Source organism: Candidatus Babeliales bacterium (assembly GCA_019749895.1).
Lineage (GTDB): Bacteria > Babelota > Babeliae > Babelales > RVW-14 > AaIE-18.
In genome coordinates this window covers 172,715-188,797 of sequence record JAIEPG010000002.1, presented here as the reverse complement: position 1 = coordinate 188,797, position 16,083 = coordinate 172,715, and the positions used below count along the sequence as shown (strand labels likewise).

General features: G+C 38.9%; 12 protein-coding genes. 1 reads left to right on the top strand and 11 read right to left on the bottom strand.

The genetic code is table 11. From position 1 onward, the window contains the following. Positions 1–24: 24 nt before the first annotated feature. The 11 genes from K2W90_01865 to tpiA form a co-directional block, all read right to left on the bottom strand. Entirely contained in the window at positions 25–2,535 is a 2,511-nt protein-coding gene (locus K2W90_01865) for a hypothetical protein (protein ID MBY0353087.1), read from the bottom strand. An 11-nt stretch (positions 2,536–2,546) separates the two neighbouring features. Continuing rightward, entirely contained in the window at positions 2,547–3,086 is a 540-nt protein-coding gene (locus K2W90_01860; protein ID MBY0353086.1) for a hypothetical protein, read from the bottom strand. Continuing rightward, positions 3,083–4,783: a pilus assembly protein PilM gene (pilM, locus tag K2W90_01855; protein MBY0353085.1), complete on the bottom strand. Its 1,701-nt coding sequence runs from the start codon at positions 4,781–4,783 to the stop codon at positions 3,083–3,085. The genes K2W90_01860 and pilM overlap by 4 nt, the downstream gene beginning before the upstream one ends. Then, positions 4,780–7,800: a hypothetical protein gene (locus tag K2W90_01850; protein MBY0353084.1), complete on the bottom strand. Its 3,021-nt coding sequence runs from the start codon at positions 7,798–7,800 to the stop codon at positions 4,780–4,782. The genes pilM and K2W90_01850 overlap by 4 nt, the downstream gene beginning before the upstream one ends. Positions 7,801–7,817: 17 nt before the next feature. Beyond that, positions 7,818–9,122, bottom strand: a complete 1,305-nt coding sequence (locus K2W90_01845) for a hypothetical protein (GenBank protein ID MBY0353083.1) — start codon at positions 9,120–9,122, stop codon at positions 7,818–7,820. Between the two features lie 106 nt (positions 9,123–9,228). Then, positions 9,229–10,212 (bottom strand): MoxR family ATPase, encoded by a 984-nt coding sequence (locus tag K2W90_01840; protein ID MBY0353082.1) that lies wholly within the window; start codon positions 10,210–10,212, stop codon positions 9,229–9,231. Between the two features lie 111 nt (positions 10,213–10,323). Further along, complete coding sequence (locus K2W90_01835) at positions 10,324–11,613, bottom strand: sigma-54 dependent transcriptional regulator (protein MBY0353081.1); 1,290 nt, start codon at positions 11,611–11,613, stop codon at positions 10,324–10,326. After that, complete coding sequence (locus tag K2W90_01830; GenBank protein ID MBY0353080.1) at positions 11,610–12,407, bottom strand: ATP-binding cassette domain-containing protein; 798 nt, start codon at positions 12,405–12,407, stop codon at positions 11,610–11,612. The genes K2W90_01835 and K2W90_01830 overlap by 4 nt, the downstream gene beginning before the upstream one ends. Positions 12,408–12,409: 2 nt before the next feature. Further along, positions 12,410–13,183 carry an ABC transporter permease gene (locus K2W90_01825; protein MBY0353079.1) on the bottom strand — a complete coding sequence of 258 codons (774 nt, stop codon included), beginning with the start codon at positions 13,181–13,183 and terminating at the stop codon, positions 12,410–12,412. A gap of 83 nt (positions 13,184–13,266) precedes the next feature. Then, the gene (secG, locus tag K2W90_01820; GenBank protein ID MBY0353078.1) at positions 13,267–13,617 is read right to left on the bottom strand and encodes a preprotein translocase subunit SecG; all 351 of its coding nucleotides are present in this window, start codon (positions 13,615–13,617) and stop codon (positions 13,267–13,269) included. A 73-nt stretch (positions 13,618–13,690) separates the two neighbouring features. Continuing rightward, entirely contained in the window at positions 13,691–14,485 is a 795-nt protein-coding gene (tpiA, locus tag K2W90_01815; GenBank protein MBY0353077.1) for a triose-phosphate isomerase, read from the bottom strand. A 248-nt stretch (positions 14,486–14,733) separates the two neighbouring features. On the opposite strand from tpiA, the gene K2W90_01810 reads away from it, so the two are divergent. Then, positions 14,734–16,080 carry a hypothetical protein gene (locus K2W90_01810; GenBank protein ID MBY0353076.1) on the top strand — a complete coding sequence of 449 codons (1,347 nt, stop codon included), beginning with the start codon at positions 14,734–14,736 and terminating at the stop codon, positions 16,078–16,080. Positions 16,081–16,083 lie beyond the last annotated feature (3 nt).

Here is a 16,083-nt window from a genome sequence, read left to right as displayed (position 1 = left end):
TACACGCGAGTGTTTGTCTGTTTTTTAAGCTTTCTTTTTTCGTGACTTTAGCTGATCAAGAGGGTCTTGGTCAATCGATGCAACCTTGGCGCCGGCAAACCTGTTACGTCGGCGTTGTTTTAACTCTCGTTGTTTTGCAAGACTTTCAGCATCTTTAAAATACGGATCTTCTTGAATGTTGACTAGTTTTGGCGTGTTTTGTCCGTAGGTAAATTTATCAATTGGTCGCATGCGGCCATTTTTAGCGTCAGCAATAGTTTGTTTTACTGAATAGTTAGTTGGTCTAAAAAACCAGCGTTGAATTGGATCGCTATCTTTAATATAAAGATCGTTCTTCATCATTTGTAGTTTTGCATAATCAAGTTTAAGTTGCGTGTATTCGTCTGGTGCTCCTTCAAATTTTGGTTTGATTATTGAAGGGCGGATAAAGACATACAAATTCTTTTCTGTTTTTGCTTTTGTTTTGCTTTTAAATAAATTACCAAGAATTGGAATGTCTCCTAAAATTGGGGTTTTCCATAAATTAATTGTTTGCCCGCTTACCTTTAGTCCGCCAAGTACCAATACCTCGCCAGCAGCTATGTTAGCGCGTGTTTCAATATTACGCGTGCTTTTGTTCGCTTCTTTGTTTGGGTCAGTGCTTTCAAAGCTGTCGAGTTGTATTTTAATTGAAAGGTCAATAATTCCGTCAGAATTTATTTGAGGTGTTAAATCAACGCGGGTTGCAGCATCGAGAGATTCTTTGGTTGTACGCACTTGTTCACCACGTTCTGAACGCAAGCCTGCGTCAACGCGTCGTTGTTCGGTAACTTCAATAAAGCAAGGTTGGCCATTGTTAGTTACAATGTAAGGTTGGCCAATAATGTGGGCATTGTCTGTTTTAAAAACACTGCGAACTATTGCCCAAATATTGCTTTCGCGCATACCATTAATAATGCCTGTTTTACCAAGTGTTAAAAAGCTTGGATAGCCTTGGCCCAAATTCTCTTTTGTTGTAAGATCAATTAAATTTTTCATACCAATTTCTTCTGATCCTGCTGGTACTTGATTTCGAGTTAGATCTGCACCTGAGCTAAGATTTGTAAGTTCAATGCTGTTGAGGCCCAAGCCTATTTGATTGCCTTGTTTATTTTGAAATTGAGCGCCAAGTTCTTTTGCTTGGTCAAGCGTAACGTCAATGATCATAACTTCAAAGGCTACTTGAGCTTGTGGTTTGTCTAATTTATCAATAAATTTTTCAAGACGTACCCAGTCTTCTTGGTTGCACGCAACAATTAAGCGGTTGCCGCTGCCGCGCCCAGCTTCTTGTCCTTCGCCTTCAGCAGCAATAATAACGTCTTCAAAAAATTTAAATTTACCAACAACTGGGCTTTTTTCAGAGCCTTGGCCTGCTGGTGGTTTAACAATATTTTCAAGAATTGGTTTAAGATTTTCTGACTTTGCATAGCGCACTTCTTTGATGTGAATACGCGATTGAGCAGTACCAATTGGTACGTCGATGTGTTTATAAATAAAGTCAGTAATGCGTTCAATATTTTTTTGCATGCCAAGTAAGATAATGGAATTTTTAGCAGGATATGCAAAAATTTTTGTTGCTGAAGAGAAATATGATTTTCCTTGCTGGGAAGCTTTATTAATAAAACGAATTCTGCGCGATTCGTCTTCGCTACCCAAAACTTCTTTAAATAATGTTTCTACGGCTTCAGAATCAGCTTCTTGAAGCTGAATAATTTTAATACCTTCACGCAAACCGCCAATGTCGAGCTCTTTAACAATGCGCATCGCGGCTTTAATGTTAAAGCACTTTTCTTTCATAATGCACACTTGCAAGTCTTGGTTTACTTGCACCGCGCCGTCGCCTTCAAGCATGGTTGTCAAAATGCTTTGTGCAACTTCGGCCTGCATATTTTTGAAGAAATAGATGTAACGAACTACTAAATCACTGTCTGGTAGATCTTCAGGCTCGGTTCCTTTGCGCGACGAATAACTTGGTAATGGTTCGTGTCCATTGTCTTTATTGGAGATCACGCGATGCAAATCGCCAACTTTAACAATGCTAAAGCCATTCATTTCTAGCAGCGTAAGCAGCACGTTCCATGCGCGATCGAGTGTGAGCGGGTTGCGCGTGGTCAGCGAGACCTTTTGTTCTTCAAGATCGCCTTGTGGTAACACGTTAATCTTTTTTTGTTCGGCTAAATAATTTAAAACGCTTCCCAAGCTTGCATTTTCAAAGTTGAGGTAAATATTTGCTTGATCTTGGTTTTCTTTATTTTCTTTGTTATAAAAATCTGTATTTGTGTCGTTTTGTTTTTTCGCAGGCAGGCTCTTATTTTCTTGTGTTGTTGCAGTTGGTGCTTCTTCTGTTTTTTTGTCATTAGTGCTGGGTGCGTCAAAATTGACGCTAACATTTGCACGCTTTGCTGCTGGTTGTGCTAGCGATGCCTTTGGAGCTGCCCATGCTGGAGCGCATAGCAAAAATACCAATAAGATTGCTTTGGCAATCACATGAAAAAAATGATTGATTGTGCATCGCATTGGCCGTTTCCTTACTTAGCTTTAATCGTGGCAATTACTATATCGAAACTAATTTTTTTATCTTTATCGGTTTTAACGTTCAAGCTTTTCACTGACAGTATTTCTTTTTTTTCGATTTCTTCAAGGATTTTTACTAATTTTTCTGTTGTTTGATCTTTAAACGTTGCTGACAATGCAATTTCATCAAATTTTTCATTAATTGAACGTACGTCGGTGTCCCATCCCGCTTCTGGCGAGATATGTTGTTCTTTATAAAAAGCTTCAAAGTAACTTTTAATATTAAAATCTTTGTGTTTGTTTAAAAGCCCTTGAATGCGCTCTTCTTCCCCCAGCAACATTTCGTATTTATCTTGCATGTCGCTTATTTTGCCATCAAGCTTTTCAAGTCGTTTAATGCGTGTAACCAGATCGTGACTTTTGGTGTAAATAAAATATTTAAGTGAAATGGTTAGCAAGCCAACAATGAGCAAAACGCCCAATAGATATTTTTTGAGCTGCTTGGGCGCTAGGTGGGCAATAAAATTGGTAAAATGAGTAAAAAATTCCATCATACTTGTTCTTCGCCAGCTTCGTCATGTTTTTTTAATTCAACATTAAATTGGATGCCTTTTTCGCCAGCAGGGTGTTCGGTGTATTTTGCTGGCTTAAGCAGGTTAGAGCTGTCAAACCGTCTTTGTAGTTCGGTAAATTCTGCAAAGTGGGAACCGGTTCCCTTTTTAGATTTAAAGTAACCATCAACTTCTACTTTTAACGTATCAGACCCTCGTGCTGCTGTATCAATAGTTATGCCTTCAACATCAATCATAAATAATTTATTGTCCATAATGCTGGTCAGTTCGAGTAATATTTCCAGCGGTTGAATGCGTTCTTTTTTAAAAGGCGCCCAGAGTTCTATTTTTTCATTTAAAACTTTTTCGGCTCGTGCAATTACTGGGTTAAGTTGCTTGGTGCGCGGGCGGTCTTGGCGCGGGATCATATCAATAATTTTACCAATTTCATGACTTTCAAGATCGTTGGCTGTTGCGGCCAAGGTGCTCATTTGAAAATACCCTTGCACACTGATGGTGGTAAAAAGTACGAGCGTTAAAACAAGGCCGGCAATAAGTTGCTTCTTGATTAAAGAATAATCAATTAACTCAAACTTTTTACGGCGCAAGTCAAAATGTTCGTGTGCTGGTGGTACCAAGGCAACGCCCAAAACGGTTGCATATTCATGCCATTCAATAGTTTCTTGTTTGAAGCGTTTTTTCTTAATACTTTTGTTGGTAAAGATATTGGAAGGATCAAAAATGATGCAGGGTAGTTGCATTAAATCGCCACAAAAGCGCATTAGGTTATTAATAGTTACCGCTTGTCCGCAAAATAAAAGCTTATTAATACCTTTGTAGCTAGTCAGTTTAAGACTGAATGAATTAAGCGTAAACTGAATATCATAAAAAAAATTGATCATATGTTGCTGCAAGCTTTTATCAAACGTATCATCGCCGGTTGGCTTGAGGCCAAATTTAAACAATTTTTCAAGTGTCTTTTCTACCGGTATATTAATTTCTTTGCTTACTTCTTGTGCAACGGTGGCAATACCCCGTGGGACATGGCGTGTCATGCGCAGTTCATTGTGGTGGATCAGAGATATGCGTGATGAATGTAAATCAAGCTCAATCAGTGCGTTGGTTTCTTCGTTATTGTTAAATTCTGGCATTTGCAAGTAAAGTCCGTACAGCGCAAATAAATCAATGGTTATATGATGTGGCGCAATGTCAGCTGCTGTGTAAATATCAATAATAGTTTGAAGGTCTTGGTTTCGTACGGCTGCCACCAAAATTTGCGAAGTATTAAGACTTTTATTTTTTTTAGTGATAATAAAATCAACAACCGCATCATTGACTGAGAAAGGTAATTTTTCTTCAATTTCGTACTCAAGCACCATGCGTATTTTGTCTTCATCAATAAACGGCACTTCAAGTTCTTTAAAGACAACAATTGAAGAGGGTATGGCAACGTTGAGCTGATCATAATTTTTTACCTCAGCAACAAGTTTTTTTAATGCCTGTGCTGTTGCTTGCTCGTGCGTATTGTTTTCTTGTTTTTCTATAGTTTGCTCAAACAAATTTTCAACAAAATTTTGAGAACTTTTAGCATACACAAGAGCACCATAGACTTTGTGTTCGTCAATTGAAACACCAAGAATATATTCCGGATACAGACGACGGGAACCAACTTTTGCAGGAAAGAATATTTTTTTTATCATGCCAATTCTTCCTCTAGGTCAGTTGTTGTTGGTTTGCGTCTTTTTATGGGTTGGTTTTGTGAAAAAAACTCTTTGAGGCTTCTTCGTTTACGTTGATTTTCTTCTGGTTCTGAAGATGCTCGGTTGGCCGTAGGAGCAACATTTTCTGTATCAAGTACTTTTTTGAGTTGCTCTCGTTTGGACTGTGGGGCTATAAACTCTTTGAGTGACTCATTTTTAAGTGCAGCCTTGACTGTATTTTTCTTTACCGGCTCTGATGTTTTTCCGGCAAATTCTTCCGAAATAATATTTTTTAATTTTTGTCGACGGTTTTCAAGGTTTTTGTTCGACATCATTGATTTGCGTGGCTTTTGTTCAGATTTTTCAACCTGCTCAGCCAGTGTTTTCTTTTCTGTTATTTTAGATTGTTGTTCTGGTTGTGGTGCACGTTGGCGGGGTGTTGTGGGTAGTATTGGTTCTTTAACAAGTTTTTCTTGATTACTCGTCGCTGATTCCGGCATTGAGGTTCTTGGTGTTTCTGCGAGTGTTTGCTCCGGGTTTACTAAATCTTCATTGGTATCACTGCCGGCAAGTTCTTCTCGTTGTGTGTACGATCTATAAAATGAATCATTTTTAATATCAACGGTTGTTGGTTGATAGCGCGCATTGGCAAAATCGATAACTTTATGAGAATAATTTTCAGCATACTTGCCGCTTTTTGGATTAAAGAACCAGTTGAAAATAGGATCACGGCTGTGGGTTGTTTGTATGCTTTCTTCAATATCTTTAGTTACGTCATGAAGTTTCATTTTGGTATAAAGTTCCATGCCTGGCAGTTGGCGCGGTTTTATGATGGTTGGGCACATAAAAATAAAAATGTAGGTACGGGTAATTTTTCTGCTTTGATTTTTGAACAGCCATCCAACAATGGGAATATCGCCAAGAAGCGGTGTTTTTGCATTGCTTTCTTCAACTTTTGTTTGAACAAAGCCACCAAGTACCAGTACTTGCCCGTCGGCAATGGTAACATTAGTATCAAGTTTTTTAATTTGCTTGTTTCCCAATTCTGGATTAGTAAAATCTTCGATGGTGGTTTGGATATTCATTTTGATAATGCCATCAAGGTTGATTTGTGGCTCAACATCAATTTTTGTTGAAGCATCGATAGGGACAAAACCTTTGGCATCGCCAGCTTGTTCTTGAATTACTCTGACCGTGCGGCCAACAGCTAACGAAGCTTTCTTTTTATTGGCAACTGTTAAGAATGGTTGGGTAAGAATAGTAGCATTAGTAACTGAATTTATTGCTTGGAATACTGACCAAATATTGCTGGCTTTACCAATAGTGAGCAACGAAGCTCCTTGATTTGCAACTAGTTGGTTGAGTAAATTACCGAGTAAGCTGACCGGTTTTGAAGCACTGTCGTATTCTAGTTCAGAATTTCCGGTCAATGGCGTTGACTGAAAATCAAGGTGATTACCAATTTGGCCATGTTTTTTATTGCGTAACATGCCGCCAAAACCTTTAACGTCGTCGGCGTTTACTGAAACTATGTATGTTTCTACGGCAATTTGTGGTTGTGGTTTATCTAAATCTTGTATTGTTTTTTTGAGCAGGTGCCAATCTTCTTTGTCGGTACTTGAAACAATTAAACGGTTGCCTTCTTTGTCGACCGAAAATTTCATACTTTTAAAATACTTTACGCCGCCTCGAATAGCCCCGTATTGTGTTGCTTGTTGGCCAGGTCCGCCTTCTGGTGGGGCGGTAACCGCTTGTAAAATTTCGGCAATTTGTGTGGCATCGGCATATTGCAATTCAAAAATATGAAGCGGTGATGCGGCAGATTTGAGGGTAGTGTCCACATTGTTAATAATAAATTCTTCTATTTTTTTTATAGGTCCTGGAGCGCCCATCAAAATAATAGAGTTAGTCCGTGGTTCTGCAATAATTTTAGTGCCAGCAGGGAAGTATTTAGTGGTTCCCTCAGATGCTTTGCCCAGCAAGCGGGCTAGCGCACCAGCGCCGCCTTCAGGTTGCTCAATTAATGAATTGAGCAACGTTTTAACATCTTCAGCATTTGCTTGTTTTAAGCGAATTACTTCAACGGTTTCAAGTTCGCCGGTTTGGTCAAGTTCTTGAATCAGTTTGACAGCAGCTTTAATGTTGTATGCTTTGTCGGTAATAATAAAGCCGTTTACATCATTTTGGGGAATAGCGTCTGATGTCATACTCAGCATGCTTTTTAAGAGATCGGTTAAGCTTTCAACCTTAATGTTTTCAAGGAAAATAACATAACGAATCAAAAGATCGCTGTCGGGCAGGCTGTCTGCCGGGACGTTTATGAAGGACGGCAGAGGCTGGGTTAATTTTTGGTCTTTAGGAACAATTTTGTGAACGTCGCCAACTTTAATAATGCTAAAGCCTGCCATTTCCAAAACGGTTAAAAAGATGTTCCATGCCCCGTCAACGGTGAGTGGTTCGCGAATTGTGAGCGAAACTTTATTACCTTCAAGTGACTTGTCAGGGATTAAGTTAATTTTTTTCAGGTCCGCCATGTAGTTAATAAAATTTGAAAGCTCGGTGTTGTCAAAATTGAGATAAATATTTTGTTCTTCGCTTTCTGTGGCAGCTTCTTCTTGATCTTTTTCAGTATTTTCTCGATAGGGTTCTTCAAGCTCTTCAAGATCCTCTGGTGCGGGTTCGATGTCTGGTTCTTCGTCAGCCTCAGGCATGCCAACTTTTTTTTCTTTTTTTTTCTTTTTTGCTGTTTTTTCAGGCTCTGCCGCTTCTTCTGGTTCGTTGGCAGTTTCGTCTGTTGGTTCTGTTGCTTCTTCAGCTTCAGCCCCAACTTCAGGTTTGTCAGTTGGTGCTGTATCGTCAGTTTCTGGCTCTGCAGTTACTACCTCTTCTTCTTCTTCAGAAGTAGTTTCGGGTGCTGCTGGCGGCATGGCGGTTAGCCAGGTTGTTGAAGTGGTAAAGGTTAGTAAGGCCATGAAAAAGATAATAATCATGGTTACTTGGTTCCTATTTTCTTTCATGTGGAATTACTTCCTTTTTATTTTTTCTTTTGTGTGGTCGCTTGTTGTGCTGGCGCTGAGGGCGCTGTCTGCTGCTTGGTGCTTTCAGATTGTGCTTGAGCGCTCTGTTGTTTTACTGGTCCGTTGTTGCTTGGTGCTTGGTTGTTGCCTCGCGTTCTATCGTTAGGCCTATCTTGTGCTCGTGTGCGAGTATTTTTCAAGCGTTCGCGTAAATTTTCTAATAATCGCTGTCTAATCTTTGCAATGGCTGAACGTTGGTCATTTTGAGGGTGCCGTTTTCGGAATTCACGAATTAAGTTTTCACGTTCTTGCGTTTTACTCATTTTCAATTTTTCGGCTTCTTCTTTTTTCTTACCTTCTTCGTCTGGCTTTTTGCCGGTGAAGATTTTTTTCTTTGCTTTGCTGATTGTTGATAATTTATACGTATAAACAAGATCTTCTTCTTTACGTTTAAGTTTTACCGTAAATTCGCTGTTCAGCTTCATGGCGGTAATGGTATCGTAAATTTTAATTCTATTTTTAACATCGGCGGTGTTCATATCGTTAATGGCTAATACTATATCATAACTTTGCAAACCAAGCGCGTGCCCAAGCTCATCTTTTTCTAAAGCGCCCACACGAATGCCAATTGGTACATTCTTTTGGTATGCCGTGCCAACAATGCTGGCGCGTTCAATAAAGTTGCCCAGTGAGTCAATTGCTTGTTTAAAATTATGAGGGTCAACATGGTAGGTAGTATCGTCAATTTTTTTAACAACATACTGCCATTTGTCCATGCCTTGCGCATCAAGCTCTAGCTCGGGGTCGTCTTTGCGCAAAAAGAATACTTCCTGTTGACCGTTGGCGCGTAATAATACAACGCGATTGCGAGAAATTTTAATAATTTGTGCGTCTTTAACTTTGTCCCCCAAATGATAAAGCCCCTCTTTTTGGGTTTCATCTTCAATCATAACAACGCTTTTAAGTTCGTCGGAAGATATAATGATACCTTTGAGGGTTATGTTGAGCGCATCAATAAATTCTTGTTTTTTAGGTTCGGGAGCTGGTTTGACTTCTGGGGAAGTAGGTTCGGGGATTGGGGTTACCAAAGAAACCTTTTCTGGTTTAAATTCTTTGGCTACGTATGTTTTAAATACGTCGTTTTGATAAATTTTTTCCCATGATGATGCAGGGAGTGTTTCTTTTTTTTTTTCAATTTTTTCTGCAAAGCTTCGTCTCATGCGAACTCGAGGTGGTTCTACCTTTAAAAGCTTTGCAATTACTAAAATTGCAAAAAAAGTTGCCAGGAGTGAACTGTTCAGTATCCATAATTGCTGCTTCATAGCCAAATATCCTCTTTTAGACTACGAAGATACTGTTACCATTTCTTGTCTGTCAAGCAAAACATAATAAAACCTCCATACATCTCGTAGTGCGCTGGGCTTGCTGTTAGGGAGTTGGGATTGTCCGTAAAATTTGTTGTATGATCTGGTCGGTGGTAATATTTTCCGCCTCGGCTTCATACGTAAGTAAAATACGATGGCGCAAAATATCGGGAGCTACTGCTTTAACATCGTCTGGAATTACAAAGTGGCGTTTGCGTAAAAAGGCATGAGCGCGAGCTGCTTGATTAATTGCCAATGTTGCGCGGGGCGAGGCTCCGTACTGAATGAAAAAATGAATATCATCCAAATTAAAGTCTTGTGGTGTGCGCGATGCAAAAACAAGTTTAAGAGTGTATTCAATAACTTTGTCGTCGATATAAACTTGGTTGACCAGACTTTTTGCTGCGTTAATTTCTTCTTTATCCAAAACGGTAGTAATTTTTTGCGGGTTGCTTGCTTTGTAAACAATCTCTTTTTCTTCTTGCATGGTTGGGTAGCCCATTAAGAGCTTAAACATAAACCGGTCGACCTGTGCTTCAGGAAGGCGGTAGGTGCCCTCTTGGTCAATCGGGTTTTGTGTTGCTAAAACCAAAAAGTTGTCTTCAAGATAAAATGTGTTGTCGCCAATTGTTATTTGTCGTTCTTGCATAGCTTCAAGCAATGCCGACTGTACTTTGGCAGGGGCGCGGTTGATTTCGTCGGCCAGCAAGAGATTGGTAAAAATTGGACCTTTTCGGGTCTGGAATTCTTGAGTTTTTGGATTGTAAACCAGCGTGCCCAGCAAGTCAGCTGGCAAAAGGTCTGGCGTAAATTGAATACGTTTAAAATCAAGACCAATTGCTTGGGAAATTGTTTTTATTAATGTTGTTTTTGCAAGGCCTGGTACGCCTTCAAGTAAAATGTGTCCGCCGCACAAAAGGCCAATAAAAACGCGATCAATAACATAATCTTGACCAACAATAGCCTTTTGAATTTCACTTTTGAGTGTTTGCCATTTAAGACTGTGTTCTTTAATTTGTTCGGCTGCTGGATTAGTTATGTTGTCCATGGTAACTCCTCACTATTATCAATAACCTTATGAGTCGTAATGTATTACACTTCATGTTGGTATTTTAGCAGGTAATTAACGAATGTCTAAGTGAATTTTTTTACTTGAGAATCAAGAACTTTTTAGATCAATGTTAAGATCCAGCATCTTTGATCGCAGCTGTGAAGTATTGATACTTAGTTTGCTTGAAACCTGATCAAGATCATATTTATTTTTTCTCAAAAGATACAACAGAAATTTTTTTTCAAACATCGATGTTGCTTCATTAAGAGAATTAAAAAAGGTAAAACTTTGTTCTTCAACAAATGATATGTCTTTTTCTTGCAAATACATTTCAAGCTTGTCTTGGGTAACAACATAATGGTCTTCAGGTGCGAGCAGTGTGACCTTTTCAATAAACTGCTCAAGTTCGCGCACGTTTCCGGTCCACGGGTGGTTGCGCAAAAGGCGTACGGTTGTTGTTGGAAAAACGATTGTTTTATGATGTCTTTTTTTGTTTTCTTCAACAAAATGTTCGATCAATAATGGAATATCGTAGGGCCGCTTGTTGAGTGCGGGAATTTCGAGTGGGGTTACATTGAGTTTAAAAAAGAGGAGGCTGTTGAAGGTGCCGTTTTGTACGCGCGAAATAAGAGAAGAGTTTGCTGATGCAATAAGGCGCTGATTTTCCATACTTTTATTTTCAAGATGAGCAGCTAGATTTTTTTGCAATGGTAGTGAAAGCATATCAATATTTTTAACAAAGAGCGTTCCGGTTTGTGCAAGAAACTCATCAAAATTTTTAGCGTTATCGTCTGAACCGCAGTTAAATATATGAAAAGGGAGTTGCGCAATGCTGCTGAGCGTGTGTGTGTAGCGTGCCATCATGCTTTTACCAGTGCCGTGGTGGCCATAAATGAGCAATGGAAGTTTTAAAGGAGCTACGCGTTGTATTTGATCAATAAATTCTTGAAAAAAATAGCTTTTCCCTACAATGCCTTGTTGTTCATAAAACTTATTTGGCGTGATTTGTTGTTGTGGCCATGCAGTTGAACTGGTTTTTAAGAATTCAATTTTAGGTAAAACTTCGTCCAAATTAAGTGGCTTTTCTATAAAATCGTAAGCGCCCTTGCGTATTGCTTCAAGAGCGAGTTGTATATTGCCGTAGCCAGAAATCATGATGATTTTTTGTTGAGGGTATTCTTTTTTAATATTTTCTAACAAATCAATGCCGTTGACGTGAGGCATAGAAATGTCGAGTAAAATGAGGTCGGGCACTAATTGGCCAATCAGCTCAAGAGCTTGACGGGGTTCTGCTAGTGTTTGTACGCGAAAGTCTTCATCTTCTAAAGCTTCTTTGAGTGTTTTTAGAATTGCTGTTTCGTCGTCGATAATTAAAATAAATGGTTTTTCATAAATCATTGTTGAGAGTCTTCGTTGGTTGGAGTACCTGGTTGGTTTGTTTGCTGCGTTCCTACCTGTTCAATAGGTCCTTCAGGTAGCCCGCGAATAAACTGATAAATATACGGATTATCGCATTCCCAAATTGTTTTAGCATCGCCTTTATAAACAATTTTACCTTCATAAAGCATGGCAACATGGGTAGCAAATTTAAATACTTCAATATCGTGCGAAATAACAACAGTGGTGATATTAAATTTTTGATGCGTGTCTAAAATTAATTCATGAATAAGGCGTGTGGTCATGGGGTCTAGCCCCGTTGTTGGTTCGTCGTACAACAGAATTTTTGGGGTGAGCATGAGTGTTCGGGCAAGGCCAACACGTTTTTTCATACCACCAGAAAGCTCTGCTGGGTATCGGTCCAAAACATCTTGGCTTAGTCCAACGCTGTTAAGCTTCTCAATGACAAGGGGCAAAACTTTTTCTTGTGGAATATTTTCTTCCAAAAGCGTAATGCCAATATTTTCAAAAACGGTTAATGAGTCTAAAAGAGCGGCAAACTGAAAAACATAGCCGCATTTTTTAAAAACTTCCTGTTGTTTTCTGCCTTTTAGTTTGGTTACGTCTTCATTATCAATAATTACTTCGCCGGCGTCTGGTTTAATTAAACCAATAATCTGTTTAAGTAAAACAGATTTTCCTTCGCCAGATTTGCCAATGATAGCAATAAATTCGCCGGTGTTGATAGTTAAATCAAGCCCGCGCGTAATTTCTTTTGATCCGAATGCTTTTTTTAAACCAGTAAGCTGTATCATAATTAAAACAGTAAAGAGGTTAAGATATAATTTGCAATAAAGATGGTAACGTTAGAAAAAACTACGCTTTGTGTGGTTGCAATGCCAACGCCTTTTGAGCCGCCGCTGGTAGTGTATCCTTTATAAGTACTTACCAACGTAATTAAAAAACCAAATACACATGCTTTTAAAAGTCCAATGGTGATGTCAGAAAGTTCTGAGCTTTCGCGAATTGCTTCCATATAAACTTCAGGATTAATGCCCAAAACATAAACAGCAGTAATGTAACCAGCAAGAATTCCTGATAATGAGCAAATAATCGAAAGAAAAGGTAAGATAAAAGTTCCTGCTAAAATGCGTGGAATCACCAAATATTGTTTAACATTAATGCAGAGTGTTTGAAGAGCGTCAATTTGTTCCGTAATCCGCATGGTGCCAATTTCGGCAGTAATAGCAGAACCAGCGCGTCCAATGACCATAATTGCGGTAAAGACAGGTCCAAGCTCGCGAGTCATTGAAAGAAATACTACCGGGCCTATGAAGCGCTCTGCGCCAAAACGATGAAGGCCGATATAGCTTTGCAGGGCAAGAACTGCTCCGCCGGTAACACCAATCAGGCCAACAACACCAAGCGAATTGACGCCGATGTAGTTCATATAATAAAAAAACTTTTTGAGCTTGAGCTTTGTTGTAAACAAAGTAATAACTGAATCACCAAGAAAAAGGCCAATTTTTCCCAGGCGTTCAGAAAGATGAATTGACTTTGCGCCAATGTAGTCAGCAAGTTTAATTAACACCGATCTCCTATTTCCTATTTTTCAAGGTGGTGTGTTACGTTGCTGTTAATCGCACTAAAATTCTTTTATAATTAATTTATCTATTAAGCAGTTTCTTTGCTGTCTTTTGACAAGTCCATGTCAAGATCAAGAGATTTAGATTCTTGAGTTGGTTGCTTGCTTGCTTGTTTCTTACTTACAAAACCTTTAAGGCTTGATTCTCTTGTTTCTTTTGCTTTCAAAACGGTAAGGCCAAGTGAGCCAAACAAAAAGATAGCGCCAAGAATCCAGGTTGCTTTTTCAAAAAAATTCTGACCGCCCGAGCCGCCAAACAACATCTGTGTGCTGCCGCCAAGACTTCCCATGCCCATGTCGCCTTTGCCTTGTTGAATTAAAATTAAGATAGCAAGAATGAGTGATGAAAAGATAAATAGTGTCATCAAAAGAGTAAACATAATTCCTCGCAAGTTGCTCCAGGCATGGTAAGGGGCCGGGTGCTTTCATTTAAACTAAACTAATAACTCGTCTCTAATTAGTACAGTATACTATTTTTTCAAACTCTTGAAAATCCAAACTTGCACCACCAATCAAAAAACCGTCCAAATATTCAATTTCTTTCAGCCAGGCGGCATTATTTGCTTTTACACTGCCGCCGTACAAAAACTTCCAATTGATTGATGGATCGATATTTTTGGTTTGATTGGCAAGCCAAGCAAACACGGTATTCAAATGTTCGGGTTGAGCAACATTGCCGGTACCAATAGCCCAAATTGGTTCGTAAGCGATACAAATAGGCAAATCTCGCAATGTATATTTACTTGAGCGCATCAAAGAGAAAATTTCTTTAAGCTGATCTTCTAAGACCTGAAGGGCTCTGTGTTCTTGATATTCAGTTTCGTTTTCTCCAACGCATACAATTGGCGCAATGCCTTGGTCCAGTAGGTGTTGGAATTTGAGGGATATTTGTTGATTGTTTTCAGCGTTAAACTGGCGACGCTCGCTGTGGCCAATAATGCAATAAGAACAGCCAGCTGCTTTGAGGCTTTTTGCTGAAACTTGGCCGGTAAAGGCGCCTTTGTTATGTTCGGAGCAATCTTGTGCGCCCAGCTGAACTGGAGTTTCTTTAAAAATATTACTGAGTGTGTGCAACGATAAAAAAGAAGGACACAAAATAATTTCATGATTTGGGTTGCGAGCAAGATCTATAAAATTGTCATAATTTTCAGACCCAATACGAATTTCTTCGTCGGCTGATGTATACATCTTCCAGTTTGCAACAAAAATCTGGTGATTTTTGGTCGACGATTTTTTCATTGCATCCATGAGTAATTCTCACTTACGGGGTTGCACTTTCCTTTTTATTGAATTAACTGTACCTCAATTTTAATCTTTAGCATAGAACCAATTGTGATGATAAAGTGGCATGCTTTTATTTTTGTCAGAAAATTATCAAACAACTACCAATAGTTTCCTTGACTAAACTTGAATTTGAAGTAATCTCAAAACTTGCATTCAAGCGTGTTTTTGCATTGCAATTTTGTATCATAACACCTTAACGACATGGTGGAAAAATGATGCCTCACATAAAGCGTTTTTTATTTTTAGCAGCTTTTTTTCTCACAATAATCGATAGCCTTTGTGCAACTCATAATGGAAGTCGCTATTTTCCTTTTTTTGAAAAACCTGAAGATTATGGGTATAACGACAAACATGTTGTTGATACATCGTTTTTTATGACCTTTGCTTCGACGGCATTTAGTCGTTCGCGTGGCACGGTTGGTATTCCAGAGCTGTGGGGAAAGTATGATTTAAATGATATCATCTTTTCTTTGCAAGCGGTGAATCCCGCATATGTCAACCCATTGATTGGAAAATATGGTCCTGGTTTTGATACCGTTAAGGCTCCTTTTAAAGTAAGCCAACGGATTAGATCGCGCGGCCTTGTTCTTTCGTACAAATATCCTTATAAAATAACAGAAGAGCATCGTTTTCTTTTTGGCTTATGGGCGCCCATTATGCATTTGGACACAACGGCGCGCTACCAATTTTTGAGTAAAGACTTTCAAGAACAGACCGAGCCGTCTTTGCCGCGGGTTTTGACTGATAACGAAAAACGTACCTTGAGCCAAGACATGGATAAATTTCGTCGACAAACGCATGATGTTATTGGTTTTACTCAAAACTCATGGCAAAAAGGTGGTTTGGGAGATATTGATATTTTTGCTCAGTATAATTTTTTTACCGATCATAAGTTGCTTATGCGTAGTATTAATCTTAATGCGCGCCTTGGGCTGATTCTGCCAACCGGGGCGTTTGCCGACAATGATGTTCCAACATCGGTGTCATTTATGGGAAATGGCCACTGGGGTTTATATTTCGACTTTGTTCCAGAGTTTGAATTAAAACAAGATTTAAAAGTAGGATTTATGTTTGGTTTCTTGCATCAGTTTAAAGAAACAAGGTTGAGGCGCATGGCAACTTACCAAGAACCGGACATTTTTAGTTCTTTGATTGGTAAAATTCAGGTTGATCCAGGTTTTACGTTTAAAATTTCGCCGTATGTAATTCTTGAAAATTTAACTGACGGCTTGAGTTTACAGGGTCGTTATACCTATGTTCGTCATGAACACGATACATTTCGTGATGCGCGTAAAGATAAAACAATAGCAAGTTATTTGAGTCGTATACCAACAGTTGATATTAATCAGGAAGCAATTAATGCTAATATTGCTGACAAAGAAAATAAAACAAGTCGTCGATCGCATTATGTGACTTTACAATTTTTGTATGATACAAAAAAAGCCTTGAATAATTGGTCTTTTGATCCTACTATTTATGTTGCATACGACATTCCTATAGGTGGTAGCGCGATTTGTAAAACACATCAGGTTTCATGTGGTGTAGAACTGCACTTTTAATTT

Bases quoted from the DNA above. Each gene is read 5' to 3' on its own strand.
- secG (MBY0353078.1), bottom strand. From the start codon at position 13,617: ATGTTTACTCTTTTGATGACACTATTTATCTTTTCATCACTCATTCTT.
- K2W90_01840 (MBY0353082.1), bottom strand. From the start codon at position 10,212: ATGGACAACATAACTAATCCAGCAGCCGAACAAATTAAAGAACACAGT.
- K2W90_01865 (MBY0353087.1), bottom strand. From the start codon at position 2,535: ATGCGATGCACAATCAATCATTTTTTTCATGTGATTGCCAAAGCAATC.
- K2W90_01845 (MBY0353083.1), bottom strand. From the start codon at position 9,122: ATGAAGCAGCAATTATGGATACTGAACAGTTCACTCCTGGCAACTTTT.
- K2W90_01830 (MBY0353080.1), bottom strand. From the start codon at position 12,407: ATGATACAGCTTACTGGTTTAAAAAAAGCATTCGGATCAAAAGAAATT.
- tpiA (MBY0353077.1), bottom strand. From the start codon at position 14,485: ATGGATGCAATGAAAAAATCGTCGACCAAAAATCACCAGATTTTTGTT.
- K2W90_01835 (MBY0353081.1), bottom strand. From the start codon at position 11,613: ATGATTTATGAAAAACCATTTATTTTAATTATCGACGACGAAACAGCA.
- K2W90_01810 (MBY0353076.1), top strand. From the start codon at position 14,734: ATGATGCCTCACATAAAGCGTTTTTTATTTTTAGCAGCTTTTTTTCTC.
- K2W90_01860 (MBY0353086.1), bottom strand. From the start codon at position 3,086: ATGATGGAATTTTTTACTCATTTTACCAATTTTATTGCCCACCTAGCG.
- pilM (MBY0353085.1), bottom strand. From the start codon at position 4,783: ATGATAAAAAAAATATTCTTTCCTGCAAAAGTTGGTTCCCGTCGTCTG.
- K2W90_01850 (MBY0353084.1), bottom strand. From the start codon at position 7,800: ATGAAAGAAAATAGGAACCAAGTAACCATGATTATTATCTTTTTCATG.